Here is a 23,937-nt window from a genome sequence, read left to right as displayed (position 1 = left end):
TGGATGGTGCCTGACGAGATGGTGGCGCGAGGTGTCGCAGATGAGCTGCTCAACGAGCTCGCCGCGCGGCCGGACACCATCAGGTCCCTGCCCCGTACAGGGGCGCCTGTGCGTGTTTCGGCGGGAGATGACGGATGGGGCGAGCCAGATCTGGAGGAGCCCATTCAGCTCGGCGCACTTGCTGGCGACTCCGTCGCGGACCGGCTGGTCGAGCAGATCAGCTGTGGCAGTGGTGATCACCGCGATCCTATCGTCGACCTGGCCGAGGCTGCCGAGTTGCGCGGTCGCGTCATCGTTGTGTCGGGGTGGGAGGAGAACCAGCCACACGAAGTGGGCGCACTGCTGGCGAGGTTGCCGGCCTTGGTCAAGGAGCGGGGCATCGCGCCTGCGGATCGGCCCCGTGTACTCATAGCCGCACGTGAAGGTGACCTGCCGGAGACGGTGTTTGACGGCCTCGACTCGTTCACCACCAAAGTTCACTGGTGGTGGGGTGCGGTGCGCAGACTGGACACGGCCTTCGTGGTGACCTCGGTCAGGCGGGGATACGGTGCTGGACTGCGCGAGTTGGCGGCCACCGAGGTGATCACCGAGATCGCCGGACCGGATCTGGTTCTCGCCCAGGCACTCGCCACCGGATGGAACGGACTTCGAGCGACCCTGCTGGACGCAGTCATGGACAGTGTCGGTGACACCGGTTGCTACTTGCCATCCTCAGCAGGAAGCTTGCGACAGAGCGGGAACCGGCCACCCCGCCAGTTGCGTGAGCCGTGGTCCCGAGGTCTGGCAGACCTGTGGGAGGGGCGGGTTCGGATCAGTCCAGTGGCCGCTGAGCTGCGTCGACAGCCGAACGTGCTTGACGAGATGGTGTGGCGCGGCCAGCACCGGGCCTTCACCCCGCTTGTGGACGATCATCGCGGTCGATTGGAGAAGGCATTCCTCGCCCGCGCCAGCAAATCGGTGCTCGCCGAGCTTAACCCGGATCGAGGACAAGACCCGCGTGCGGGCCGGGTCGTGCTGGAATTGGGAGGCATGGCCTGGGCCGTGGCGACCAACCGGGTTCGACTCCCCCATGCCGCCCGGAAACTGCTGTTCAACCTGCGTGACACACGCAACGCGCTGGCCCACCTCAGACCGCTGTCCGACGAGGAGATCGACACGCTGGCTCAGCTGTTGGTAGAAACCGAGATCTGATCAGGTCGCTGGTGACCGGAACGCGCGGCGGTAGGCGTGCGGGCTGGTGCCGACCAGTCGCCGGAAGCGGTCGCGGAAGTTCGTGGCCGAGCCGAAACCGACCTGGTTCGCGATCAGGTCCACGGAGTGCGCCGTGGTCTCCAGCAAGTGCTGCGCGCGACGCAACCGCGCGCGGCACAGCCACTGCAACGGGGTGGTGCCGGTCTGTTCGCGGAACCGCCGGTTGAGCGTGCGGCTGCTCAGCGCGGCGTGCCGGGCGATGTCCTCCAGGGTCAGCTCCTGCTGGAGGTTTTCCTGCAACCAGGCCAGGAGCGGTTGCAGGGACGCACCGTCGGGCGCGGGCTCCTCGTGCACGATGAACTGCGCCTGACCGCCGTCGCGTTCCAGGGGCATGACGGCCAGCCGGGCGCTGTCGGCGGCCACCGCCGAGCCGTGGTCCTGGCGCACCAGGTGCAGGCACAGGTCCATGCCCGCGGCGGCACCGGCCGAGGTGAGGATCTGCCCGTTGTCCACGAACAGCACGTTCGGGTCCACCTCGACCAGCGGGTACCGGCGCGCGAGTTCGGCGGCGCCGAGCCAGTGCGTGGTGGCGCGCAGGCCGTCGAGCAGGCCGGTGGCGGCGAGCACGAACGCGCCGGAGCAGATCGAGGCGATGCGCGCGCCCCGGTCGGCGGCGGCCCGGATCGCCGCGATGACCTCCTCGGGCACGGGCCGTGCCACGTCCTCGACCCCGGGCAGCACCACGGTGTCCGCGCCGACAAGCCCCGCCAGACCCCAGTCGGCCAGCACGGAGAAGCCGCCCGCGCGGATCTGCCTGGTCGGCGCGCAGACCCGCACCTCGTAGGCGGGCCGCCCGTCGGCCAGCCGGGTCCGTCCGAACGCGTCGTTGGGCACCGCGAGGTCGAAGGCCACCACCCCGTCCAGCGCCAGTACGGCCACCACGTGCATGACCCGACGGTAGCCCGCGTGGCGAGAACTCGGCGACAACTGTCGTTCCTGCCACTTTCCGCACGATCGTGCGAACAGTCATGCTGGCGACCGTGACCAAGCTCTTCCTCATCGTCCACGTGCTGGCCTCCGTCGTGTTCATCGGACCGGTGACCGTCGCGGCCAGCCTGTTCCCGCGCTACGCCCGGCTCGCCGCCGCCGAACCCGACGGCGGCCACACGGCGGTACTGCGCCTGCTGCACAGGATCAGCCGGGTCTACGCGGTGCTGGGCGTGGCCGTGCCGGTCTTCGGCTTCGCCACGGCCGGGGCCATGCACGTGACCGGCGACGCGTGGGTGATCGTGTCGATCGTGCTCACGGGGGCCGCCGCCCTGCTGCTCGGGCTGGTGGTGATCCCGGCGCAGGCCAGGGTGCTCGGCGGTGAGCCGCCGGTCTACTCCCGGCTGGCCATGAGCTCCGGGGTCTTCGCCCTGCTGTGGGCGGTCGTGGTGGTCCTGATGATCGTGCGGCCCGGTTCGTCAACCGGCGTCTGACACGTTGTCCCGCAGGCGGTCCAGCAACCGGGCCAGGGTGGCGACCTCCTGCTCGTCCAGCCCGGAGCGCAGCTGCCTGTCGTGCGCCAGCGCGGCCCCGCGCAGCTGGTGGAACAACTGGTCCCCGCGTGCGGTGAGCCTGACCAGGTGCACCCGCCGGTTGTCCGGGTCCCGCTCGCGGGTGATCAGCCCGTCGGCCTCCATCGCGTTGAGGTGGTGGGTCAGCGTGGCGCCCTGGATGCCCACCGCCTCGGCCAGTTCGCGCTGGTTGCCCACCTGGCGGGTCTTCAGCGCGAGCAGCACCTGCCACAGCGCGGCCGAGCCACCGGCCCGGCCGAGCCGCTCGTCGAAGGCGCGGCTGACGGCCTTCGCGGTGCGCGTGAGCACGATGCCGATCGGGGTGGCGCTGGGGCGGGGCACCAGCCGAGGGTAGCGCAGCCATCTAACTACTTGACGTCTAACGATTAGATGCCTAACGTTTGTGGTGTCGAAGGGGAGGACGCCATGACCGTCGAACAGGACATCCGCGAGCTGTCGCGGCGCTGGACCGAGGCCGAGCAGCGCGGGGACGTGGCCGCGCTGGAGGCGCTGACCACCGAGGACTTCACCATGGTGGGGCCGCTGGGCTTCGTGCTGGACAGGCAGCAGTGGCTGCACCGGTACGGGTCCGGCTCGCTGGTGACCGAGTCGCTGAGCTGGCAGGGGGAGCGGGTCCGCGAGTATGGGGACACCGCGGTCGCGATCGGCCTGGTCGACCAACGGGCCAGCCACCAGGGCAACCCGGCGGGCGGGCGGTTCCGCGCCACGCAGATCTCCGTGCGCCGCAACGGGAACTGGGTGCTGGCCGGGTTGCAGTTCAGCCCGGTGCGGTCATGAGCCGCAAGCTGGCGCCGCCCTGGCGCAAGGCGCTGATGGTCCTGCACCTGGTGAGCTCACTGGGCCTGCTGGGGGTCGACCTGTGCGTGCTGGCGCTCGGTGTCGCCGGATCACCGGGCGGCTCGCTGCTGGGGCACTACCTGTTGGTGCCGCTGGCTTTCACCAGCCTGATCACCGGCGTGGCCCAGGGGGTGCTCACCCCGTGGGGGCTCTTCCGGCACTGGTGGGTGACGCTCAAGCTGGTGCTGATGGTCATCGGCACCGGCCTGTCCCTGTTCGTGCTCACCCCCGCGCTGGACAGCGGCGGCCCCGAGGTCGTCCGGGACGCCTCGGGGCCGTGCGTGGTGCTGCTGGTGCTCACGGTGTTGTCGGTCTACAAGCCGTTCGGCCGGATCAGGCGTGTCACGAAAGTGCCGTATGGGACATCTAGTGTCGCGAACGGCACTTTCAAGACACAGCCGTGAGTCTTCAGAAGCCGTAGATCTGCCACTTGAAAGTGGTGCTGCCGGACGTGCCGCTGGCCTCCTTGGCCGTGACGGTCACGGTGCTGGTGCCGCCCGCGGTGGGTGTGCCGGTGATCTTCCCGCTGGTGCTGATCGTCAGCCCGGCGGGCAGGCCGGTGGCGCTGAAGGTCAGCGCGCCGCCGTCACTGGCGGTGGCGCTGATCTGTAGGCCGGAGATGGCCCAGCCCTTGAAGCCCCACTGGTCGCCGGGGTTGGTGACGGTCACCGTGCTGGGGATGGAGCCGTCCAGCGCCTTGAGCGTCTTGGTGGCGTCGGCCAGGCCGGTGCCGCAGCCGCCCGAGCAGGTGCCGGGCAGGGCGCGCACGTTGTCCTTCATGACCTGCTCGACCTGGGCCGGGGTCAGCTCGCTCTTCTTGCCGAGCATCAGCGCGGCGAGCCCGGCGATGTGCGGCGCGGCCATGCTGGTGCCCATGTAGGGCTTGTACGTCTCGGAGCCCGGCGTGGTCGCGCCGTCGTTGAGCGTGGACAGGATGCCGTTCTCCGGGGTGGTCACCGTGCCGGGCGTGTCGGTGGAGCGGCGCGTCTCGCCGCCGGGAGCCGCCAGGTCCACGACCTTGCCGAAGTTGGAGTAGAACGCCTTGTCCCCGACCCGGTTGCTGGCCGCCACCGAGATCACGTTGGCGCAGCTGGAGGGCTGGTAGTTCGCGGCGTCCGCGTTGTTGTTGCCCGCCGCCACGACCACGGTGGTTCCGTTGCGCACCGCGGTGTTGATGGCGTTCTGGTAGGTGCTGCTGCACGAGCCCGAGCCGCCGAGGCTCATGTTGATGACCTTGGCCGGGGTCTTGTTCGCGGGTACCCCGGACACCGAGCCGCCGGAGGCCCACACGATCGCGTCGGCGATGTCGGCCAGCGTGCCGCCGCACTTGCCCAGCACCCGCACCGGCTGGATCTTCGCGTCGTAGGCGATGCCCGCGACGCCCTTGCCGTTGTTGGTGGACGCGGCGATGGTGCCCGCCACGTGCGTGCCGTGCCAGGAGGAGTTGTGCTTGGTCTCGTTCTGCCCGCACTCGTTGTCCCGGGTGGTGTAGTCACCGGGGTCGCTGGGGTCCGCGTCACGGCCGCTGCCGTCGTTGGCGTTGGTCGAGTCGGAGATGAAGTCGTAGCCCGCCACGATGTGGCTGTCCACGTCGGAGTGCTTGACGTAGCCGGTGTCGATCACGGCCACGGTCACCCCGGAGCCGGTGGACTGCGGCCAGGCCCCCGGCAGGTTCATGCCCGCCTTGTCCTCGAACAGGTCCCACTGCTTGGCGTACTCGGGGTCGTTCGGGTCCGCCGCCACGGAGGTGGCGTACATGCGCTGGTCCACGTCCACGTAGGCCACGTTCGGATCGGCCTTGAGCTCGGCGATCATGCGTGCCGTGGTGGCCGCCGAGGTCCGCGCGCCCAGGTCGAGCAGGGCGCCGCCGGTGGCCAGCCTGCGCGTGAGGCTGGGCTTGAGGCCGAGGTTCGCGCCGAGCCGGGTGGCCGTGTCCACAGTGGAGCTGTCGGAGGGGGCCTGCTTGTAGCCCACGATCAGCCGCTGGTGCTCGCCGGCGGTGGGCGCGGCCTCGGCGCCACCGGCGAGTGCGAGGCCGCTGGCGGCCAGTGCCGTGGCCGCGAGCGTGGCGATGCCGACACGTCTGAGTGAGTTCATGATTGACTCCGCGATCGTCCGCAGGGGTCCGCCGAAATGAACTCGGTGCACAGGGTGAATTCGTTCCGGCGGTGACGTGGTCAAACCCTGACCCGCTGACGTGGCAAAGTCAAGAGACCTTTGTGCTGTCCGCGTTGCATTTGCCGGGTGCGGGTAAACAGTTTTCGCCCTCTGTTTCGATCAATTTTCCGGAGTCGATCTCACGCTGATGTCGTTTTTCCGCCAGTACGCGCCGCTGGCAGGGGCGATGCTGGTGGCGTGCATGAGGACTTCGAGCGCTGCGTACGAGCGGTGCAGGCCAAGGACTCCCGCTTCGACGGGTGGTTCTACACGGCTGTGCTGACCACCCGCATCTACTGCCGGCCCAGTTGTCCCGTGGTGCCGCCCAAACCCGAGAACATGAGCTTCTACCCGAGCGCCGCCGCCGCGCAGCAGGCCGGGTTCCGCGCCTGCAAGCGCTGCCGCCCCGATGCCAGTCCTGGTTCGCCGCAGTGGAACGAGCGCGCCGACGTGGTGGCCAGGGCGATGCGGCTGATCGCCGACGGGGTGGTGGACCGCGAGGGCGTGCCGGGGCTGGCCGCCCAGCTCGGTTACAGCGTGCGCCAGTTGCAGCGCCAGCTGCTCGCCGAGCTCGGGGCCGGACCGCTGGCACTGGCCAGGGCGCAGCGCGCGCAGACCTCTCGCCTGCTGATCGAGACGACCATGCTGCCCATGGCCGAGGTCGCCTTCGCCTCCGGGTTCGCCAGCGTGCGTGCTTTCAACGACACGGTGCGCGAGGTCTTTGCCGTGACACCAACGGAACTGCGTGCCCGGGGCAAGCCGACCAACACGCAGGGCTCGCTCACGCTGCGGCTGCCGTTCCGCGCTCCGCTGTGCCCGGACAACCTGTTCGGGCACCTCGTGGCCACCGGTGTGCCCGGGGTCGAGGAGTGGCGGGGCGGGGCGTACCGCAGGACCCTGCGGTTGCCGCACGGCCACGGCATCGCCTCGCTGCGGCCCATGCCCGACCACGTGGAGTGCAGGCTGAGCCTGACGGACCTGCGCGACCTGTCCACGGCCATCGCCCGCTGCCGCTGGCTGCTCGACCTGGACGCCGACCCGGTGGCCGTTGACGAGCTGCTGCGTGCCGACCCGGCGCTGACCTCCTTGGTGGACAAGGATCCTGGGCGGCGTGTGCCACGCACGACGGACCCGGACGAGTTCGCGGTGCGCGCCGTGCTCGGGCAGCAGGTCTCGACCAAGGCGGCCCGCACCCACGCCGCCAGACTCGTGCGGGCACACGGTGAGCCGGTGCAGGACCACGGCGGCGGGCTCACCCACCTGTTCCCCACCCCGGCCGCGCTGGCCCAGCTCGACCCGGAAACCCTTGCCATGCCACGGTCCCGGCGCAGCACGCTGATCACGCTGGTGCACGCCCTGGCCAGCGGCGAGATCGAACTCGGCGCGGGCAGCGACTGGCAGCGGGCTCGCGCGCAACTGGCCGAGCTGCCCGGGTTCGGCCCGTGGACGGTGGAGACGATCGCCATGCGGGCGCTCGGTGACCCCGACGCGTTCATCCCCACCGACCTGGGAATCCGTTACGCGGCAACCGAACTCGGGCTGCCGACCGGCCCGGCCGCCCTCACCGCGCACGCCGCGGCCTGGCGCCCGTGGCGGGCCTACGCCGTGCAGTACCTGTGGGCGACTGGCGATCACCCCATCAACCACCTGCCAGGAGAGGACTCACCGTGCAGCACACCGTGATCGACAGCCCGTACGGCCCGCTGACCCTCGTCGGCGACCAGGACGGTGGCCTCAGCTGCCTGTACATGGAGAACCAACGGCACCGCCCCGACCAGAGCAGGTTCGGCGAGCTCGTGGACACCCGGCCGTTCAGCGCCGTGGTCGAACAGTTGGACGAGTACTTCGCCGGGCAGCGCACCGAGTTCGACCTGCCGCTGGCGATGCGCGGCACCCCGTTCCAGCTCAGCGTGTGGCACGCGCTCACCGAGATCCCCTACGGGGAGACCGCCACCTACGGGGAACTCGCCCAGCTGCTGGGCAAGCCCGGCGCCTCGCGCGCGGTGGGCCTGGCCAACGGCAAGAACCCGATCGGCATCATCGTGCCCTGCCACCGGGTGATCGGCTCCACCGGTGACCTCACCGGCTACGGCGGCGGGCTGGAGCGCAAGCGCGCACTGCTGGAGTTCGAGTCCGGCAGGCTCACGGGCGTGCAGACGGCTCTGCTGTGACGGCTCGGTCGGCGGCTCGCCCCGTCGCCAGCAGCGAACCGCACAGCACCAGCGCGAAGGCGGCGGCCGTGCTGCCGGTGACTGGTTCGGCCAGGACCAGCGCACCGGCGGCCACCGCCACGACGGGGTTGAAGTAGGTGAAGACCATCGCCCGCGAGGGGCCCGCCTCGCGGATGAGTGCGAAGAACAGGACGAAGGCCGTCGCGGTACAGATCAACGCCAGGCCGAGGACCGCGGCGAGGGCTTGGCCGCCGGGCGGGGACGCGGGCCAGGTCAGGATCGCCACGGGGCTGTAGACCACCGCGGACACGGCCAGGCTGAGCGCGGTCAACGGGATGCCGGGGAACTCGGTCAGCCTGCGCGCGACGATGATCGGCGCGATGGCGTAGCCGAGGGCGCACAGCAGCACCTCGGCGATGGCCCACGCGTCGCCGCCGGACAGGTGCGGCCCGGCGAGTAGCGCCACTCCGCCGAAGCCGATCAGCAGGCCGGTCCACCGCCTGGGGCCGATGCGCTCGCGGTCCCCGGTCAGCGGGGCCAGCAGCGCCCCGATGATCGGCACGGCGGCGATCAGCAGGCCGGTGGTGGAGCTGGGCAGTCGCTTCTCGGCGTCGGCCAGCAGCAGCCAGGGCCCGAGCACCTCGGTGGCGGCGAAGGCCAGCAGCGGTCGCCAGTGCCCGCGCAGCAAGGAGATCGGGGCCGAGCGCAGGCACAGCGGCAGCAGCACGGCCGCGCCGATCGCGGTGCGTGCGAACACCAGCACCGGTGCGGGGACCTCGGCCACCGCCACCTTGATCATCAGGTAGGGCAGGCCCCAGATCACGGCCATCAGGCCGAACAACACCCAGCCACGTCGCGTCATCCGCCCAGCGTCACCGGGAACGGATCACCCAGTCTTGAACGCTGTTGCGGTACTGGCCCGGCGTGACCCCGGTCACGCGCCGGAACCAGCGGGTGAGGTGGGCCTGGTCGGCGAAGCCCACCAGCGCGGCGACCTGCGCCGGGCGGTGGCCCTCGTCCAGCAGCCGACGCGCGCGGGCGACCCGGTGCTGGGCCAGCCACGCGTACGGCGGGATACCCACGGCCTCGCGGAAGGCCCGAACCACCTGGTAGCGCGACAAACCCAGGCCCTGGGCCAGCTCGTGCAGGGTCGGCGGGTCGACCAGTCGGTCACCGAGCAGGGCCTTGACCCTCGGCGCTACACCCGCGGCCACCGGTTCGTCCTTTGTGGACACCGCGTGCCGCCGGGCGAGTTCGCCGAACAGCCAGACGAGCCGTGACTGCGACTCCAGGTCGTCCTTGCCCGCGCTGAGCGCGTGGTGCAGTCGGCGCAGCCCCGCGGCCAGTTCCGGGTCGTGCAGCACGGGTTCGCGGAAGTGCGGCCGTTCGGGCAGCACCGGGTAGAACGCGCGGTAGGCGAAGCCCTCCGGCACGGCAGGACCGCTCGTGTGCGTCTCCTCGGGCTCCAGCACGACCAGGCTGCCCGGCCCCGCGTAGCAGTTGCCGCCCCGGTAGCGCATCACCTCCAACCCACCCGACATCACGCCGACCGCGTACTCCTCGTGCGCGTGCGGGGCGAAGCTGTGCCGCACGAACCTCGCCGTGAGCAGGCTCATCGCCCGCCCCGGCTCACTGTGCACATGCGCCCACTCGGCCCGTTCGGATGCCATGAAAGTGCCGTTCGCGGCACTAGATGCCGCATACGGCACTTTCATGGCATGTTCGGGGTGAGTTGCTGCAACCCGATCACGCGTAGCAGCGCCAGCTTCTCCGCCGACTCGCTACCCGGCGGCGCCGTGTGCAGCACCAGCCGCTGGTCCTGCGCCGGGGTGAGCAGCACCTCGCAGTCCAGCCACAACTCGCCGACCACGGGGTGCACCAGGCGTTTGCGGTCCTGGTGCCGTACGGCCACGTCGTGCTCCTCCCACAGCCGCGCGAACAGCGGACTCGCCGCCAGCAACTCCCCGACCAGTGCGCGCACGGCGGGGTCGTGGCAGCGTCGCGCGGCCACGGCGCGCAGATCGGCCGCGTGCGCGCGTGCGGCCCGCTCGCGGTCCTCCGGCGCCATGCGCTGCACCTGCGCGGGCCCGGTGAAGAACATGCGGTACAGGTTGCGCTGCTCCACGGGCAGTGCGCTGAAGTCCACGAACAGCGCCTGGCACAACGGAGTCCAGGCCAGTACGTCACCGAGTTCGCTGAGCACCATCGCCGCGCTGTCGGTGAGCCGGTCCAGCAGGTACAGCACCCCGGGCCGCACGTGCCGGGACACCGCGGTCCGCTCCGGCGCGGGCTCACCGGCCAGCCGGAACAGGTGGTCCCGCTCGTCCTCGGTCAGCCGCAGCGCCCTGGCCAGCGAGGTCAGCACCTGCCGGGACGGCCGGGGGCCGCGAGCCTGCTCCAGGCGGGCGTAGTAGTCCGCCGACATGCCCGCGAGCAGGGCCACCTCCTCACGGCGCAGCCCCGGCGTGCGGCGGCGGGCCGAGTCGGGCAGCCCCACCGTGCCGGGGCCCAGCCGCTCGCGGCGGGTGCGCAGGAACGCGCTGAGCTCGGCTCGGTCCATGCCCCGATCCAACCAGTCCCGGCCCGCGCCAGCCAGGGAGTGCCAGTCCTTGGACCAGCCGGTCCTTCTCCGCCGCAGCCGCCCCGGCCAGGCTCGGTGCATGAGGATCTTCCTGACTGGAGCCAGCGGACGGGTCGGCAGCCGGACCCTGCCCCGGCTCAACGCGTACGGGCACCAGGTGCACGCCCTGGTCCGCGACCCTGCCCAGGCCGACGGGGTGCGTGCCGCGGGCGGCCACCCGGTGGTCGGCGACCTGCTCGACCCCGACAGCTACCGGGCCGCGCTCGAAGGCAGCGACGCCGTCGTGCACCTGGCCGCTGTCGTGCGCGAGCCCGAGGCCGAGCGGGTCCACCGCGCCAACCACGAGGCCACACTGCTGCTGGGCAGGGCCGCGCTGGACGCCGGGATCGGCCGGTTCGTCTTCGCCAGCACCACTCTCGTCTACCCGGGCGGGCTCGGGCGGCCCGCCACGGAGGACACCCCGCCGGACCCGCAGCCGGAGTGGGGCGCCTACCCCGTGAGCAAGGCGGCCGCCGAACGCGCGCTGCTGGAGCTGCACCCCGGTGTTCGCGTGCTGCGACTCGCATTCGTCTACGGCGAAGGGGATCCGCACCTGGCCGAGTCCCTCACCTGGGCCAGCCACTGGCCGTCCCACAAGCGGTTGCACACCGTGCACCATACCGACGTGGCCCAGGCCGTGCTGCGCGCGCTGCACGCCCCCGGCATCGACGGGCGCACCTACAACGTGGCCGACGAGTCGCCCGTCACCGCCTGGGAGTTGCACGCGCTCAACGGTGTGCCGTTCCCCGAAGGCTCGCCGGACCCCGCCGACCCGTGGCACGGCATCAGCGACACCACGAGGATCCGCGCGGAGCTGGGCTTCCGCCCGCTGTACCCCTCGGTGTGGTCGGCGCGGGAAGCGGGCGCCCTGTAGGAGCTCAGGTCGGGTGCGAACCGTTGCGGCTCGCGCCGACCGGTTCCCTGATGTTCTCACCGAAGACCGAGGGGCGCGATTCGTCGGTGCCCGACAGGACGTTGTGGATCGACGTCCGCAGCCACTGCAAGGAGGTGCGCACGTGGTCGTCGACCTGCCAGCGGTCCAGGGCACCGGACTCCAGCAGTCGGGTGACGAAGTCGAACAGGGCCTTGCGATGGCTGTCGCGGCCGTTGAACAGTGAAGTCACCACGCTACCGATGTCGTCGGGCCTGATGGCCAACTGGAGCGCGAACTGGTTGAAGTCGCCCGAATTGATGATGGCGTGGAAGTGCGCAACCCGCCGGTTCGTCTCGGCCTGTTCCAGGCTGGGGGCGTCCATGGTCAACCTGACGAAGGCGCGCACGGCGAGTCCGAACTCCGTGCCCAGCGTCCGGTCGCCCAACGCCTCGTTGGCGGCTGCCTCAGCGGCTTCCGACTCGCCGATTCCGTAGTTGCGGGTCACTCCGCGCAGGCGGGCCAGCAACAGCGGGGTGACCGCCTCCCGGATGTCCGTGATCCCGTCCCGGACCACCTTGCAGGCTTCGCGCACGCACCAGATCAGGTCGATCGTGGCGCGGAACGCGAACATGTCCCCTTTGCTTGGCAGTTCCGCTTCGATCTGCGTCACGTGCTTGGCGAGATCGACCTCGTACAGCGTGCGAAACCGGTGACGGAGGAGCTCGCGGGTGGTGGGCTGGTGGCGCACCGAGTGCTCCACCAGCTCTCCCGAGTCCAGCACGAAGACCCGGGCCACCCGTGAACTGACCGGCGGCATGCCGACGAGCAGTTCGAGCCGTCCGACCGGGCGGTCGCTGAGGATCGGGGTGTAGTACGAAGGGCGAACGGGCTCCGACCCCTTGCCTTCGCTCTCGGTCTTCGGCTCGTCCTGTATTGCTTCGCCGTTCATCGCGCGTTCTCCCGTGCGGTTGACCTGCTGACTGCCGCCTGCAGCAACTCGGCGGCGTCATCCCTGAGCGGATCGGACCAGTCCAGGCGCAGCCTGGTGATGAGGTGGTTGAGCAGCCGTGCGTCGTTGTCGCGTTCGACCAGGTGCGGGACGAACCGCACCAGCGCGTCGAGGCACTCCGGGTCGCGTTCACCCGCGCGGATCCAAGGACCGAACAGGTTCTTCGCGACGTAGTCCGCCCGCCTGCCGCGCAACGCCCAGCGCAGTAGGTAGGCGATCGGTTGGACCAGCTTGGGCTCGGCGTCCTGGAGCGCGAGCAGCAGTGGCCACCGTTCCCTGTGCCTCGGCATCAGGCGCTCGTCCCTGCCGACCGAGTGCGCCAAGAGGTCCAGGTCGATGCCGTGCATGTCGATCAGATGCAGGATGGTGCACCACGCGAGTTCGCGCAGACTCTGGCGTTTGCTGAGCGTCCAGTCCGCCAAGCGATCGAGCAGCGGCAACACCTCGCCGAACGCGAACAGGTTGGCGAGGCTGAACGCGGAAATCCACACCAGAGAACGGTCGTCGGTCTCGGCGAGCACTGATCGCTGTTCGGAGGGAGTGCCCAGAACGCGCAACTCGTCCAGTGTCGTGTCCAGGAACCTGCGGCCCAGGTCGTAGCCCAGTGCGGCAGCGGCCGTCCACTTCTCAGCCTCCCTGCCGGAGCGCCGCCAGTAGCGCAGGCGATCCCGCACCGCCTCGGTCACCCGTTCGTCGCGTGCTGCCTGGTCCAGTGCCACTGCGGCGAACAGTCTGCGCTGGTGTTGCCTTTTCCCCTTCGCCCGCGCACCTCGTTGGATCATCTTGTCGAATGCGGAGTGGAAGTCCAGCGCGCAGAACAATCCGGCGCTCTGCGCAGCGCGCACCCAGATCATCGATTGCGGGTGCTTGCTCAGTTCCAGCAGCCAGGTGATCAGCGCGTTGTGCACCTCGTGGTGCTTCTGCCACACGTAGCTGAGCAACACTACGGGGAAGCGGTCGTCGTGGAAGCAGACCAAGTCCTGAGGCACGCGGACGTGCCCGATGCAGAGTTCGCCGTCGACGATGCCTGCGCGTGATGCGGCGAGTTGGTATTCCTGGTCCCCGGTGAACGCCGACCTCCGCTGTGGAGCGGTCTGAGTGGAGACCACCTCCATGAACAGGTTTGCGAGCTTTTCACCCCAGTGGGAGACGATGTCGTACGAAGTCTCGTTGAGCACGGCGAGCGAGATGCGGAACGCGGCCAGGCGCAGTGCGTCTAACTGGTCGTCCACCTGTCCAGGAACGACCAGCACTGCGAACCACTCGCGTACCTGGTCGTGCACTGCGAGCGCTGCCTGTCGCTCCAGCCCCGCGAGGTCGATTTCCCTGCGCCCGAACTCGGCGAGCAGCTTGGCCATCTGCACCGTCTCACTGGGCCGTGGAGCCGGACCGCGCGCCGCCAGCAGTCGTGGCGTTTCCGCCATCGCGGTGAGCAGGTCCTCCACGCCCTCTTCGTCATCCTCTCGCACTTCCTCACCGATGTGGCTGCGCAGCAACGCGTCGCCGTCGGGCGGCGGACACTCGATCGCGTAACCGCCGAGTGCGTCCCCGCGGAGCCGGTCGGTCTCGATGATCAGCACGCAGGTGCACGAGTGCTTCTGCAGCAGGTCTCGTACCATGTCCAACTGCGCCTCGGTCGGCGGTGCGGCGGAGCGGTCGAGAAGTTCTGCGACGTATCCCCGCCCCTGTTCGACGTGCTTGTCGGTGAGCGCTGTGATGCTCTGTCTCGAATCAAGTCGGTACACCTTGCCGTCGGCGGATTCGTCCAGCAGCCGCAATGCCGTGGTGGCGCGTCCGGTTCCGGGCAAGCCGTGCAGGACGATCAGGCTGCGGTCGGACAGAGTTGAGCGCATCAGGTCGTAGCCGGGCACGGGAACGTACCGCGCTCGTACCCACTCGAGCACTTCCTCGCGCACGGAACCCGAGCTCAGTGCCAGTCCTTGGCCCACCGAGAATTCGTAGCGGTCCCCGATGTGCTGCTCGTGGATGATCGACTCGCGCAGGAAGGCCATCGGCCCGTCGGTGCTCAGGTTGCGTTGTCCGCGACGGTAGGCGTCCTTGAACGCCCAGTCGTCCTGTCCGAGGGGGTTCTCCGTCCAATCCCCCGTCCTGTTGTCGTTGCCGCTCTGCTGAGCGCCCTCGGCCGCGGCCTTCTGCTGCCCTGACTCGGGCGCGGGCTCGCTGGAGGCCGCGGGCGTGCTGGGTGCGCTCTCCTCGCCGCTCATCGGGCCTCACCGGTGCCGTACTGGTTCATCGTGCCGAACACCTGTGTTCCGACCTTGGCCCGGTTCATGTAGACGTGCGGCCCACCCTGCGCGGACGGCGGCGGGTCGACGTGGCGCCGACGCGGTGAGGTGGCCGCGACCGGCGGCATGGAGTAGCCGGGCACCCGCACCCAGCCGCCCGCGCCACGCACGTACGAATTGGGAGAGACCTTCCGCCCACCCTTGCTGACCACCTGCTGGTACACCTGCTCGGACACGCTGACCACCAGCCGGCTCGAGTGCGCCGCGTCGAGCGTGCGATGGGTGAGGTCGGAGTCGGCGAGCTCGAGGGCCTGAGCTGTGTCCCTCATCGCGACGCCGAGGTACACCGGCTGGTCCAGGAGCTCACGGAGTTGCTCCAGACAGACACCGAGGGCCTTGGTGTACTGCGATTCGTTGGGTACCACGATGACGATGCTGTCCTCGATCTCGTCCACCTGGCCCTGGACCGAGGCAAAGGAAAGGTTGACCGCCTCGTGCAGGGCGTCCACGTCCTCGGCGATCGCCGCCAGCACGAGACCGCGCGGTGCCTCGGAGTGCTCGCGAAACGCTCGGGCGAGACGCTCCGGCGCCACACGGGGTACGCGGACCCAGGCCGCGCCCTCGAACCCCTTGGCCTGGTCGCGGACGTGCACCTGAACGAAGTCCTCAGGGCGCAAGGAGGTATGCCGCTGCCGCACGATAGCCTCGAAGACCCGCGCGGAGATGATCAGCGAGAGGTTGGCGTCCTCGTCAAGGTCCAGCGCGGTCCGCACCTCGGAGCTGTCGAGCAACCGCTGCGTGGTGACCACCTCCCGTCCGGCGAACCCGTTGTCCGCCGGCGTGGCACCTCCGTGGTGCATGGCGACTCGCAACCGCAACCTCGCGTCGGGCACTCGTCCGTCGTTGTACCGCTCGAGCCAGTCGTCGAGGGCTCGCACGAACTCGTCGACCACGAGGGGCGCCGGTTCCTCGTTCGGCAACAGGGCGAACTCACTGTCGCCCGCCTGCTGCTTCTCCCAACAACTCCGGTCCAGCCCGACGTCCTCGGCCGCGTCGTTGAGCGCCTCCAGCAGAGCTCGCTGATTCGCGTGTTGCCGCTGGTCGTCGCCCTGGCTGTAGCGCGACGCGTCCACCGCCAGGAAGAAGTTCCACCTGAAGCCCTTGGTGCGTGACAAAGCGTCCCTCCTGGTAGTGGCCACCGAGCACCCTCGGTTCGATGGCGTTCACTGTGTGGCACTTCCCCGAAGCGGACCCCGTACTAGTACGGGATCTCGGCCGAAATCTCGGCGAATCGGCGTAACCGCTCCATGTCGGTGACTACCGTCCGTCGATAGGACCGGTGCACCAGCCCGGCTCGTTGCATCGTCTGAAGCGCCTTCTCCGCGGTGCGCGGAGCGACGCCGGCCAGCGAGGCGATCTCCGCCTGGCTCAGCGGCACAGGCGAGTGCCCATGCTTTCTGTTGATCTCGATCACTACTCGCGCCACGCGGATCGGAGCCGGACAGGCGACGAACTCCGCGCGTCGATCGTTGGCCCACCGCAGGCGTTCGCTCACCGCTCTGGCCAGTGCCACACCCGCCTCCGGGGTGTGCTCCAGGAAGTCCACGAGCTGCTTGCTGTGGATCAGTCGGGCGTGCACCGGTACGCAGGCGATCACGTTGGCCGACCGGCGGCGGGCCTCCAGCACCGCCATCTCCCCGCACAGGTCGCCCGCACCCCGCACCGCGAGCAGCACGTCCTGTCCGAACTCCGTGTTGACGACGACCTTCACACAGCCCGACAGCAGCAGGACAGTGAACAGTCCTTCCTCACCCTGCCTGATCACCGTCTGCCTCGACCGGTACCTGACCGGGGTGCCCAGGCCGAGCAGGGCCTGCCGGATCCGGTCGTGAGTGCGGCCGAGCAGGCTGTCTGCCGGCCACTGCCGGTACGAGGTGCCTCCCACGTCTACGAGTTCCGCACAGGCGGGCGCCGCGGAACCGGTACTAGGACGGGATTCGCCGTGGCAGAAGCCGTATTTCCACCTGTTGTGCGGCAGGCGCTCGCCGCAGTCTGAGTTCCTCGACGCCAGTGAGGAGCAGGGACATGACCGCAGCACAGCCCGAACACGGCACCGACGAGGGCCTCGGAGTGGCGCTGACCACCGTCGCCTCGTTCCAGGGAGCTGTGCAACACGCTGACGACAAGATCCGCACCATCGCCGCTTTGCTCGGCACGCTCGCGGCCTTCGTCGCCGCGCAGCTCGCCCTGTTCGCCAAACCCGCCTACGGGGTCACCGACAACGCGTTGGTGATCGTGGCGCTTTGCGCGTTCGTGCTGTCCAACGCCGCGGCCGGACTGCACCTGTTCCGCGGGCTCACACCGCGCACGGGCATTCCCGAGCACCCGAACAGATTCGCCTTCCCCAGCGTGGCGGTCCACCCCAGCGCGACCTGCTGGGTGCCGGAACCGGTCGCCGCCCAGCGCGAAGACGCGCTTCGCTTGGCGCGCGTGCTCGCACGGTTGGCGATGGCCAAGAATCGTCATGTGCGCTGGGGCCTGCTGTGGACCGCGGGCGCGTACTTCAGCTCCCTGGTCATGCTCGTGGCGTTCTTGGTTTCCCGGTGAGCCATCAGGACGCGAGGTCCACGCCGGCCATGGCGCGCAGGGCTGGGTAGTCCCGGATGGTCGTGCGCCGGTAACCGGTGGACAACACCTCGTCGTGGCGCAGCGCAGCCAGCGCCTTGTGCACGGTTGGTTCCGCTGCGCCCACCAGCGCGGCCAGTTCGGGTTGAGTGAGCGACACGCCGATCACCACACCGTCTGAGGTGGTGCGCCCGTACCCCTCGGCGAGTTCGACCAGCACGCGGGCCAACCGGACCCTGACCTCACAACCACTGAAGTCCACCCGGCGCCGTGTGGCCCAACGCAGCTTCGTGGCCACGCTTTTGCTGATGGCGAGAGCGGCGTCGGAGCGGCGAGCCAGGAACTCGTGGAAGGAGGCCTGCGTGATCACCCGCAGCCAGACCTTGCCCACCGTGGTGACGGTCGCCGAGCGAGGCTGGTCGTCCAGGCTGCCGAGTTCACCCACGAGGTCACCACCGACCCGGATGGCGAGCAGGGCCACCCGACCGTCCTGCGCGGCGGCCGTCACCTTCACACACCCGTTCACCAGCAGCAGGACGTGGTTGGACCGCTCGCCCTCGTGTAGCAGGACTGTGTTCGCCGTGACCACCCGTGCGGTTCCCAGCGCGAGGAACTCGGTGCTGGCGGCCGGGGAGAGCTGGGCGAGCAAGCTACCTCCGGGCCAGGATCCGACCTGGCTGCCACCACCGCCCATGTGCACCACCTGACCAGTCGCCCACTCGACACTGCAGGTGATCGACCTCGACGTCAATGCGCCGTGCGGGCGTGTCTGTCAGCTCAGGTCGGGTGCGTACTGCCCGAGCGCGGCCTCGGCCGCCGCGGCGATCTCCTCCAGCGTCGCGGTGCCCGTGGCCGCCGCCACCCACAGCTGCACCGACCGCTTGGAGAACTCCTGGCCCTCCAGCGTGGCGGCAGCGGCGAACGGGTCCTCGGGCAGGGTGCCCGCGAAGTACTGGCCCAGTGTGAGGAACGCGCCGTCCCAGCCAGGCCCCACGTAGAGCGAGCCCGCCGGGCTGCCCGCGAGCTCCACCGGCACGGTGTGCTCCAGCACCAGTTCGGTCCGCTCCTCGCCGGTGGCCCGCAACCGCACCCGCACCACGCTGGTCGGCCCGCCGTAGGTCACCTCCAGCAGCTCGGGCCGCTCGCAGCGACGGATCTCGCCGCCCGCGTTGCCCTCCAGTTGGAAGCTGCCGCCCACCCGCAGGTCCCCGCTGATCGGCAGGAACCAGCGCCGCAGCCGCTCGGGGTCGGTCAGCGCGTTCCAGACCCCGGCCTGCCCGGCCCGGTACTCGCGAGTGATCACCACGCTGACCGTCCCGCCCGGGTCCGCCGTCACCTGGCGGTGTGCCTCCGCCAGCTCCCGCTGGATGTCGATCATTGCTTCCCTCTTCCGCAGCTGCCGATTCCAGTGCACGCCGAACGCGCGCATCCCCGGTGCTCACAGCATGTGCGAGGATCGCGGTGATCGCAGGGGAGAGGGGACCCGATGCTGCGCTGCGTCGTGCTGGACGACTACCAGGACGTCGCCCTGGCCATGGCCGACTGGTCGAGGCTGGCCGAGCGGGTGGAGGTGACGGTCCTCCGCGAGCACCTGGACAGCGAGGACGCGCTGGTCGAGGCCCTGAGCGGGGTCGAGGTCCTGGTGGTCATGCGCGAGCGCACCCCGCTGACCGGTTCGCTGCTGGCCCGGCTGCCCGGGCTGCGGCTCGTCGTCACCTCCGGCATGCGCAACGCCTCGATCGACCTCGCCGCCGCCGAGCGGCAGGGCGTCGTGGTGTGCGGCAGCGCCAGCCGTTCCGAACCCGCTGTGGAGCTGACCTGGGCGCTGATCCTCGGGCTGGCCCGCAAGCTGGTGCCGGAGAGCACGGCGCTGCGTGCGGGCGGCCCGTGGCAGAGCAGTGTGGGCGTGGACCTCGCGGGCAGCACGCTCGGCCTGCTCGGACTTGGCAAGATCGGCACCCGGGTGGCCGCGGTCGGCGCGGCCTTCGGCATGGACGTGCTGGCCTGGAGCCAGAACCTCACCGAGGACCGGGCCGCCGCCGCGGGCGCCCGGCTGGCCGCCAGCAAGGAGGAACTGCTCGCCGCCAGCGACTTCGTGTCGATCCACCTCGTGCTCGGCGAGCGCACGCGCGGGCTGGTCGACGCTGAGTCGTTCGTCCACATGCGACAGAGCGCGTACCTGGTCAACACCTCGCGCGCGGCCATCGTGGACCAGGCCGCACTCGTGGACGCCCTGCGCGCCGGGCGGATCGCCGGGGCCGGGCTGGACGTGTTCGAGGTCGAGCCGCTGCCCGCGGACCACCCGCTGCGCAGCCTGCCCACTGTGCTGGCCACCCCGCACCTCGGCTATGTGACGAAGAACAACTACAGCGCGTACTTCCGCGAGGCCGTCGAGGACATCGAAGCCTTCCTCGCTGGTGCGCCGATCCGAGTGCTGGGAGCCGCCAAGTGATCTGTTCCGTGCAGGCCCTGCTGTTCGACATGGACGGCACGCTGGTGGACTCCACCGCGGTGGTCGAGCGCGCGTGGCGGCGCTTCGCCCGGCGGCACGACCTGGACTTCGCCGAGATCATGGCTTCGGCACACGGAAGGCGCTCCAGCGAGACGATCCGCCAGCACCTGCCTGATGAGGCCGACATCGCGGGGGAGACCGCGCGCATCGACGAGGAGGAACTGGCCGACCTGGACGGGATCCTCGCGGTGCACGGGGCCGCCGACCTCCTTGCCCGGCTGCCCGCCGACCGGTGGGCGCTGGTGACCTCGGCGAGCCTCGAACTGGCCACGCGCCGGATGGCCGCCGCCGGTCTGGACCTGCCGCCGACCGTAGTCACCGCCGAGGACGTGAGCCTCGGCAAGCCCGATCCGCAGGGCTACCTGCTCGGCGCGCGGCGGCTGGGTGTCGCGCCCAGCCAGACCCTGGTGTTCGAGGACGCCGACGCCGGGCTGCTCGCCGGGCTCGCCGCCGGCGCCTCGGTGGTGGCGGTCGGCGGCAACGCGGGCGCCGCGGCGGAGGGACTGGTGCGGGTCAAGGACTTCCGCGAGGTGCAGGTCACCGTGCGGCAGGACGGGCTGGAGATCAGCGTGCCAGGCTGGCCAACTCGCCACGGGAGCTGATGCCCAGCTTCGGGTACGCCTTGTAGAGGTGGTAGGCGACCGTGCGTGGGCTGAGGAACAGCTGGGCCGCTATGTCCCGATTGGACAGTCCCTGTGCGGCCAACTGGCTGATCTGCAACTCCTGCGGGGTCAGCTCGGCGAACACGTGCGAGCGGGCTGCCTGCGTCACCGTCGCACCGGACGCGCCCAACTCGGTGCGGGCTCGGGTTGCCCACGGGGTGCAGCCCAGCTCCTCGAACACCTGCAATGCCGCGTTCAGGTGCGCGCGGGCGTCGTTCTTGCGCCGTGACCGACGCAGCCACTCGCCGTAGACCAACTCGGTGCGGGCGCGCTCGAACGGCCTGCTACGTGGCTCGTGCCGTTCCAGGGCGTGCAGGAAGTGTTGCTCCGCCTCGGAATCCGACGTGGTCAGCGCGTGGCAACGGGCCAGCAGCGCGTCGATCCACGGCTGGCGCAGGGTTCTCGCCCACCTGGCGAACAGCGCCAGCGGTTCGGCGGCGTCCTGCGCACGGCCGAGCCGGACCGCCGCCTCGACCAGGTCCGGCACGCAGCGCACGACGGCGACCTGGTGCCGAATAGGTCCATTGAGGACGGTCAGTGCCCGGTCGAAGGCGTCCTGGACCCGGCCGTGACCGAGGTCCAGCAGCACGAGCGCGGCCTGCGCCCAGGTGCTGCCCGCCCGCGAACCGGCCGTGGCCGAGGCGTCCAACCCGGCCTGCTCGGCAAGGCGGCGGCACTGCGGCTCGTCGCCCTGCACGGCGGCGAGCAGGGCCAGTGCCCCGGCCGAGTAGCTGATCCACAGCGGCTGGTCGGTGTCGCGGGCGATGCGCATGCCCTCGGTGCCGTTGACCAGCGCCTCGCGGTGCTCACCGAGCAGCACCTGGGCCAGGGTGAGCAACCCCAGCCCGGCGGGCAGCGCGAAGACCTCGCCGCGGGTGCGGGCCCCTGCCACCAGCGCGGCGGCGATCTCCGCGCACGCCTCGTCCCGCGCCGCCGTGAACGCCCGGCTGGCCACCTCCACCATGCCGCGCGGCTCACCTGCCGCCTCCGCCAGAAGTCCTTCCACAGCGGGAAATTCGCTCGTGTCCCGGTCCAGCACCTCCGCCGTGCCCCAGCGGGCCAGCCAGGCCACCGCGGTCAACGGCCCGTCCGGGGCGTCGAGCCGGTCCACCGCCTCGGCGATCAGCCGCCGGTCGGTGCCCCCGGCCCACACCGCGTGCAGGGCCCGCATCCGCAGCCAGAACGCCCGCTCCGGGTCCTCGGCCGTGGCTGCACTCTCGCCGAACAGCTCGTACGCCCGCGCCAACTCGCCCTGCACGAAGTCCGCACTGGCCCGCACTTCCGCCAGCCGCGAGCGGACGCCCGGGGCGGTCACCTCGCGCGTGGCCCGCTCCGCTCGCGCCCGCGCCCAAGCCAGCTGTCCACTGTGGACGCCAGCCTCACAGGCCAGCGTGATCCGCCGGATGGCACTGTCCGTGTCGGTGCTCAGTTGCGCTGCGCGTTCGTAGCCCGCTGCCGCCGCCGCGTGGCCCTGCCTCAGCAGTGCGCGGCTCGCCGCCGCCTCCAGATCTTGCGCCACCGACTCGTCCGGGCCGGTCGCCGCCGCGGCCAGGTGCCAGGCCCGGCGGTCCACATCGCGGTGCGTCGCCGCGAGCGCCCCGTGCACCGCGATGCGCTGGCTCAGCTGCTCGCCCTGGTACACGGCCGCGCGGATCAGCGGGTGGCGGAACACCAGCGTGCCACCCTCCAACCGCATAAGCCCGAGCTCCTCCGCCGGGTGCAGGTCGGCCGCGCCCACGCCCAGTTCCCCGGCGGCCCGCAACAGGGTGGGCAGGTCCCCGGTGTCCTCGGCGGCGGCGATCAGCAGCAGGGTGCGAGTCGCCGCGGGCAGGCCGCGGACCTGGTGGTGGAACGCGTCGAGCACCCGGCTGGTCAGCGGCAGCGGACCCAGGTGGGTGCCCTGCGCGGACACCAGCGCGGGCAGTTCGCGCAGCGCCAGCGGGTTGCCGCCGGTCTCGGCCACGAGCTGCTCGCGCAGGCCCGCCGGCAGCACCGCCCCGGTGTCGGCCAGCAACTCCGCCGCGCTCCGCTCGTCCAACCCGGTCAGGCACAGCTCCGGGATGCCCGCGCTGACCAGCGCCCCGGCGTGCTCGCGGACCGCGAACAGGATCGCCACGCCCTCCCGGTCCAGCCTGCGGGCCGCGAACAACAGGGCCTCGGCCGAGGCGCGGTCCAGCCACTGCGTGTCGTCCACCAGGCACAGCAACGGTTCGCGCACAGCCAACTCGGCCAGCAGGGACAGCACGCCCGCGCCGATCATGAACCGGTCGCCGCCACCCGTGCCCAGCCCGAACGCCCCGGACAGGGCACGCCGCTGCGGGGCGGGCAGCGCCGCCACCCGGTCCAGCACCGGTCTCAGCAACAGGTGCAGTCCCGCGAAGGGCAGTTCGGCCTCGGACTCGACGCCGGTTCCCCGCAGCACCCGCATGTCCCGTGCCTGCTCCGCGGCGTACTCCAGCAGTGCTGACTTGCCGATACCCGGCTCACCGCGCAGCACCAGCGCCGCGCTGGTCCCCGCCCGCGCCCCGTCCAGCAGGGCCCGGACCGCCCGCTGCTCCTCGTGCCGCCCGCGCAACATGCCGGGACGATACCTAGGCGAGTACTGATACCGATGCTGATTCGGTCAGCCGCCGAGGCCCATAGCGTTCTCCCCAACAGCACGAACCGAGGAGAACGAGATGTCGCTTCAGGACAAGAACGTGATCATCTACGGCGCCGGCGGCTCGATCGGCTCGGCGGTGGCGAGGACCTTCGCCGCCCAGGGCGCGCGGCTGTTCCTGGCCGGACGCAGCCGGGAGGGCCTGGACCTGGTCGCCAAGGAGATCGACGCCGAGGTCGCCGTGCTGGACGCGCTGGACGAGCAGGCCGTGGACGAGCACGCCAGGTCCGTTGCCGACTCGGCAGGTGCCATCGACGTGTCCTTCAACCTGGTCTCCGGCGGGGACCTGCAGGGCATCCCGCTGACCGACATGACCACCGCCGACTTCACCCGACCCGTGCTGACCCGGCTGACCAGCAACTTCATCACGGCACGGGCCGCCGCTCGGCACATGGTCAAGCAGGGCTCCGGGGTCATCCTGGCGCTCACCAGCGGCTCCGCGCACGGCAGCCCGATGATGGGCGGCACCGGCCCCGCCGACGCCGCCACCGACACCTTCGTGCGCAACCTCGCTGCCGAGATCGGGCCGTCCGGGGTGCGGGTGCTCGGCATCTGGACCGCGGGGCTGCCGGAGACCCTGTCCCCGGCGAAGATCGCCGCGCACAGCGGGGCCCCGCAGATGGACGAGGCGGCCTTCCAGGGCCTGCTGGGCCACCTCGACCAGATGCGCATGACCCGGCGCTCGCCCACCCTGGCCCAGGTCGCCGCCACCGCGGCCTTCCTCGCGTCCGACCACGCGGGCGCGATCACCGGCACCTTCGTCAACGTCACCAGCGGGAGCTTCCCGAGCTGAC

At 70.6% G+C, this 23,937-nt stretch carries 24 protein-coding genes; 11 read left to right on the top strand and 13 right to left on the bottom strand.

Annotated elements, in window-relative coordinates; all coding sequences use genetic code 11:
* Nucleotides 1-3: 3 nt before the first annotated feature.
* Nucleotides 4-1,191, top strand: coding sequence for a hypothetical protein (locus KALB_RS37745; protein ID WP_148309809.1), 1,188 nt, complete (start codon nt 4-6; stop codon nt 1,189-1,191).
* Here KALB_RS37745 and KALB_RS37740 read toward each other — a convergent pair whose 3' ends face one another.
* On the bottom strand, nt 1,192-2,139 hold the full coding sequence (locus KALB_RS37740; protein WP_025360865.1) for a GlxA family transcriptional regulator: 948 nt from the start codon (nt 2,137-2,139) through the stop codon (nt 1,192-1,194). It lies immediately after the preceding gene.
* A gap of 92 nt (nt 2,140-2,231) precedes the next feature.
* On the opposite strand from KALB_RS37740, the gene KALB_RS37735 reads away from it, so the two are divergent.
* Nucleotides 2,232-2,672: a hypothetical protein gene (locus KALB_RS37735; protein ID WP_025360864.1), complete on the top strand. Its 441-nt coding sequence runs from the start codon at nt 2,232-2,234 to the stop codon at nt 2,670-2,672.
* On the opposite strand, the gene KALB_RS37730 is transcribed toward KALB_RS37735, so the two are convergent.
* The gene (locus KALB_RS37730; RefSeq protein ID WP_025360863.1) at nt 2,658-3,092 is read right to left on the bottom strand and encodes a MarR family winged helix-turn-helix transcriptional regulator; all 435 of its coding nucleotides are present in this window, start codon (nt 3,090-3,092) and stop codon (nt 2,658-2,660) included. The two genes, KALB_RS37735 and KALB_RS37730, sit on opposite strands and share 15 nt — an antisense overlap.
* A gap of 84 nt (nt 3,093-3,176) precedes the next feature.
* On the opposite strand from KALB_RS37730, the gene KALB_RS37725 reads away from it, so the two are divergent.
* Together KALB_RS37725 and KALB_RS37720 are read left to right on the top strand one after the other, a co-directional pair.
* Nucleotides 3,177-3,548: a nuclear transport factor 2 family protein gene (locus tag KALB_RS37725; protein ID WP_025360862.1), complete on the top strand. Its 372-nt coding sequence runs from the start codon at nt 3,177-3,179 to the stop codon at nt 3,546-3,548.
* Nucleotides 3,545-4,012: a hypothetical protein gene (locus KALB_RS37720; protein ID WP_025360861.1), complete on the top strand. Its 468-nt coding sequence runs from the start codon at nt 3,545-3,547 to the stop codon at nt 4,010-4,012. The genes KALB_RS37725 and KALB_RS37720 overlap by 4 nt, the downstream gene beginning before the upstream one ends.
* Before the next feature lie 4 nt (nt 4,013-4,016).
* Here KALB_RS37720 and KALB_RS37715 read toward each other — a convergent pair whose 3' ends face one another.
* Nucleotides 4,017-5,705, bottom strand: a complete 1,689-nt coding sequence (locus tag KALB_RS37715) for a S8 family serine peptidase (protein WP_025360860.1) — start codon at nt 5,703-5,705, stop codon at nt 4,017-4,019.
* Nucleotides 5,706-5,963: 258 nt separating this feature from the next.
* Here KALB_RS37715 and KALB_RS37710 point away from each other — a divergent pair, with 258 nt between their 5' ends.
* Both KALB_RS37710 and KALB_RS37705 read left to right on the top strand, forming a co-directional pair.
* On the top strand, nt 5,964-7,448 hold the full coding sequence (locus KALB_RS37710) for an AlkA N-terminal domain-containing protein (RefSeq protein ID WP_025360859.1): 1,485 nt from the start codon (nt 5,964-5,966) through the stop codon (nt 7,446-7,448).
* On the top strand, nt 7,433-7,936 hold the full coding sequence (locus KALB_RS37705; RefSeq protein ID WP_025360858.1) for a methylated-DNA--[protein]-cysteine S-methyltransferase: 504 nt from the start codon (nt 7,433-7,435) through the stop codon (nt 7,934-7,936). The genes KALB_RS37710 and KALB_RS37705 overlap by 16 nt, the downstream gene beginning before the upstream one ends.
* Here the strand turns inward: KALB_RS37705 and KALB_RS37700 are convergent.
* The 3 genes from KALB_RS37700 to KALB_RS37690 are packed head-to-tail and all read right to left on the bottom strand — an operon-like array spanning nt 7,908 to nt 10,598.
* Nucleotides 7,908-8,798 carry a DMT family transporter gene (locus KALB_RS37700; protein WP_025360857.1) on the bottom strand — a complete coding sequence of 297 codons (891 nt, stop codon included), beginning with the start codon at nt 8,796-8,798 and terminating at the stop codon, nt 7,908-7,910. The two genes, KALB_RS37705 and KALB_RS37700, sit on opposite strands and share 29 nt — an antisense overlap.
* A gap of 10 nt (nt 8,799-8,808) precedes the next feature.
* Complete coding sequence (locus KALB_RS37695; RefSeq protein WP_025360856.1) at nt 8,809-9,606, bottom strand: helix-turn-helix transcriptional regulator; 798 nt, start codon at nt 9,604-9,606, stop codon at nt 8,809-8,811.
* Between the two features lie 41 nt (nt 9,607-9,647).
* Nucleotides 9,648-10,598 carry a helix-turn-helix transcriptional regulator gene (locus KALB_RS37690; protein WP_338033829.1) on the bottom strand — a complete coding sequence of 317 codons (951 nt, stop codon included), beginning with the start codon at nt 10,596-10,598 and terminating at the stop codon, nt 9,648-9,650.
* Here KALB_RS37690 and KALB_RS37685 point away from each other — a divergent pair.
* Nucleotides 10,597-11,430, top strand: coding sequence for an NAD-dependent epimerase/dehydratase family protein (locus tag KALB_RS37685; protein ID WP_025360854.1), 834 nt, complete (start codon nt 10,597-10,599; stop codon nt 11,428-11,430). The two genes, KALB_RS37690 and KALB_RS37685, sit on opposite strands and share 2 nt — an antisense overlap.
* 4 nt (nt 11,431-11,434) lie before the next feature.
* On the opposite strand, the gene KALB_RS37680 is transcribed toward KALB_RS37685, so the two are convergent.
* From KALB_RS37680 to KALB_RS37665, 4 genes are all read right to left on the bottom strand, one after another.
* Nucleotides 11,435-12,379 (bottom strand): hypothetical protein, encoded by a 945-nt coding sequence (locus KALB_RS37680; protein ID WP_025360853.1) that lies wholly within the window; start codon nt 12,377-12,379, stop codon nt 11,435-11,437.
* Entirely contained in the window at nt 12,376-14,664 is a 2,289-nt protein-coding gene (locus tag KALB_RS37675; RefSeq protein ID WP_025360852.1) for an ATP-binding protein, read from the bottom strand. The genes KALB_RS37680 and KALB_RS37675 overlap by 4 nt, the downstream gene beginning before the upstream one ends.
* Complete coding sequence (locus tag KALB_RS44610; RefSeq protein ID WP_025360851.1) at nt 14,661-15,860, bottom strand: hypothetical protein; 1,200 nt, start codon at nt 15,858-15,860, stop codon at nt 14,661-14,663. The genes KALB_RS37675 and KALB_RS44610 overlap by 4 nt, the downstream gene beginning before the upstream one ends.
* Before the next feature lie 83 nt (nt 15,861-15,943).
* Entirely contained in the window at nt 15,944-16,630 is a 687-nt protein-coding gene (locus tag KALB_RS37665; RefSeq protein WP_025360850.1) for a Crp/Fnr family transcriptional regulator, read from the bottom strand.
* Nucleotides 16,631-16,770: 140 nt separating this feature from the next.
* On the opposite strand from KALB_RS37665, the gene KALB_RS37660 reads away from it, so the two are divergent.
* Entirely contained in the window at nt 16,771-17,292 is a 522-nt protein-coding gene (locus KALB_RS37660) for a Pycsar system effector family protein (RefSeq protein ID WP_025360849.1), read from the top strand.
* A 4-nt stretch (nt 17,293-17,296) separates the two neighbouring features.
* Here KALB_RS37660 and KALB_RS37655 read toward each other — a convergent pair whose 3' ends face one another.
* Together KALB_RS37655 and KALB_RS37650 are read right to left on the bottom strand one after the other, a co-directional pair.
* A complete protein-coding gene (locus KALB_RS37655; protein WP_025360848.1) occupies nt 17,297-18,004 on the bottom strand; it encodes a Crp/Fnr family transcriptional regulator in 708 nt (235 codons plus the stop codon).
* Between the two features lie 78 nt (nt 18,005-18,082).
* Nucleotides 18,083-18,688: an SRPBCC family protein gene (locus KALB_RS37650; RefSeq protein WP_025360847.1), complete on the bottom strand. Its 606-nt coding sequence runs from the start codon at nt 18,686-18,688 to the stop codon at nt 18,083-18,085.
* A gap of 111 nt (nt 18,689-18,799) precedes the next feature.
* On the opposite strand from KALB_RS37650, the gene KALB_RS37645 reads away from it, so the two are divergent.
* Both KALB_RS37645 and KALB_RS37640 read left to right on the top strand, forming a co-directional pair.
* The gene (locus tag KALB_RS37645) at nt 18,800-19,762 is read left to right on the top strand and encodes a D-2-hydroxyacid dehydrogenase family protein (protein ID WP_201772077.1); all 963 of its coding nucleotides are present in this window, start codon (nt 18,800-18,802) and stop codon (nt 19,760-19,762) included.
* On the top strand, nt 19,759-20,424 hold the full coding sequence (locus tag KALB_RS37640; RefSeq protein ID WP_025360845.1) for an HAD-IA family hydrolase: 666 nt from the start codon (nt 19,759-19,761) through the stop codon (nt 20,422-20,424). Before KALB_RS37645 ends, KALB_RS37640 begins: the two co-directional genes overlap by 4 nt.
* On the opposite strand, the gene KALB_RS37635 is transcribed toward KALB_RS37640, so the two are convergent.
* Nucleotides 20,387-23,062, bottom strand: a complete 2,676-nt coding sequence (locus KALB_RS37635; protein ID WP_025360844.1) for a helix-turn-helix transcriptional regulator — start codon at nt 23,060-23,062, stop codon at nt 20,387-20,389. The two genes, KALB_RS37640 and KALB_RS37635, sit on opposite strands and share 38 nt — an antisense overlap.
* 100 nt (nt 23,063-23,162) lie before the next feature.
* Between KALB_RS37635 and KALB_RS37630 the strand changes: the two genes are divergently transcribed.
* Complete coding sequence (locus tag KALB_RS37630) at nt 23,163-23,936, top strand: SDR family NAD(P)-dependent oxidoreductase (protein WP_025360843.1); 774 nt, start codon at nt 23,163-23,165, stop codon at nt 23,934-23,936.
* The last annotated feature ends 1 nt before the right edge of the window (nt 23,937 follow it).

The organism is Kutzneria viridogrisea DSM 43870, assembly GCF_000525635.1.
GTDB classification, from domain to species: Bacteria; Actinomycetota; Actinomycetes; order Mycobacteriales; family Pseudonocardiaceae; genus Kutzneria; species Kutzneria viridogrisea.
The sequence above is the reverse complement of the archived record's forward strand: the minus strand, read 5'-3'. Positions and strand labels throughout refer to the sequence as shown.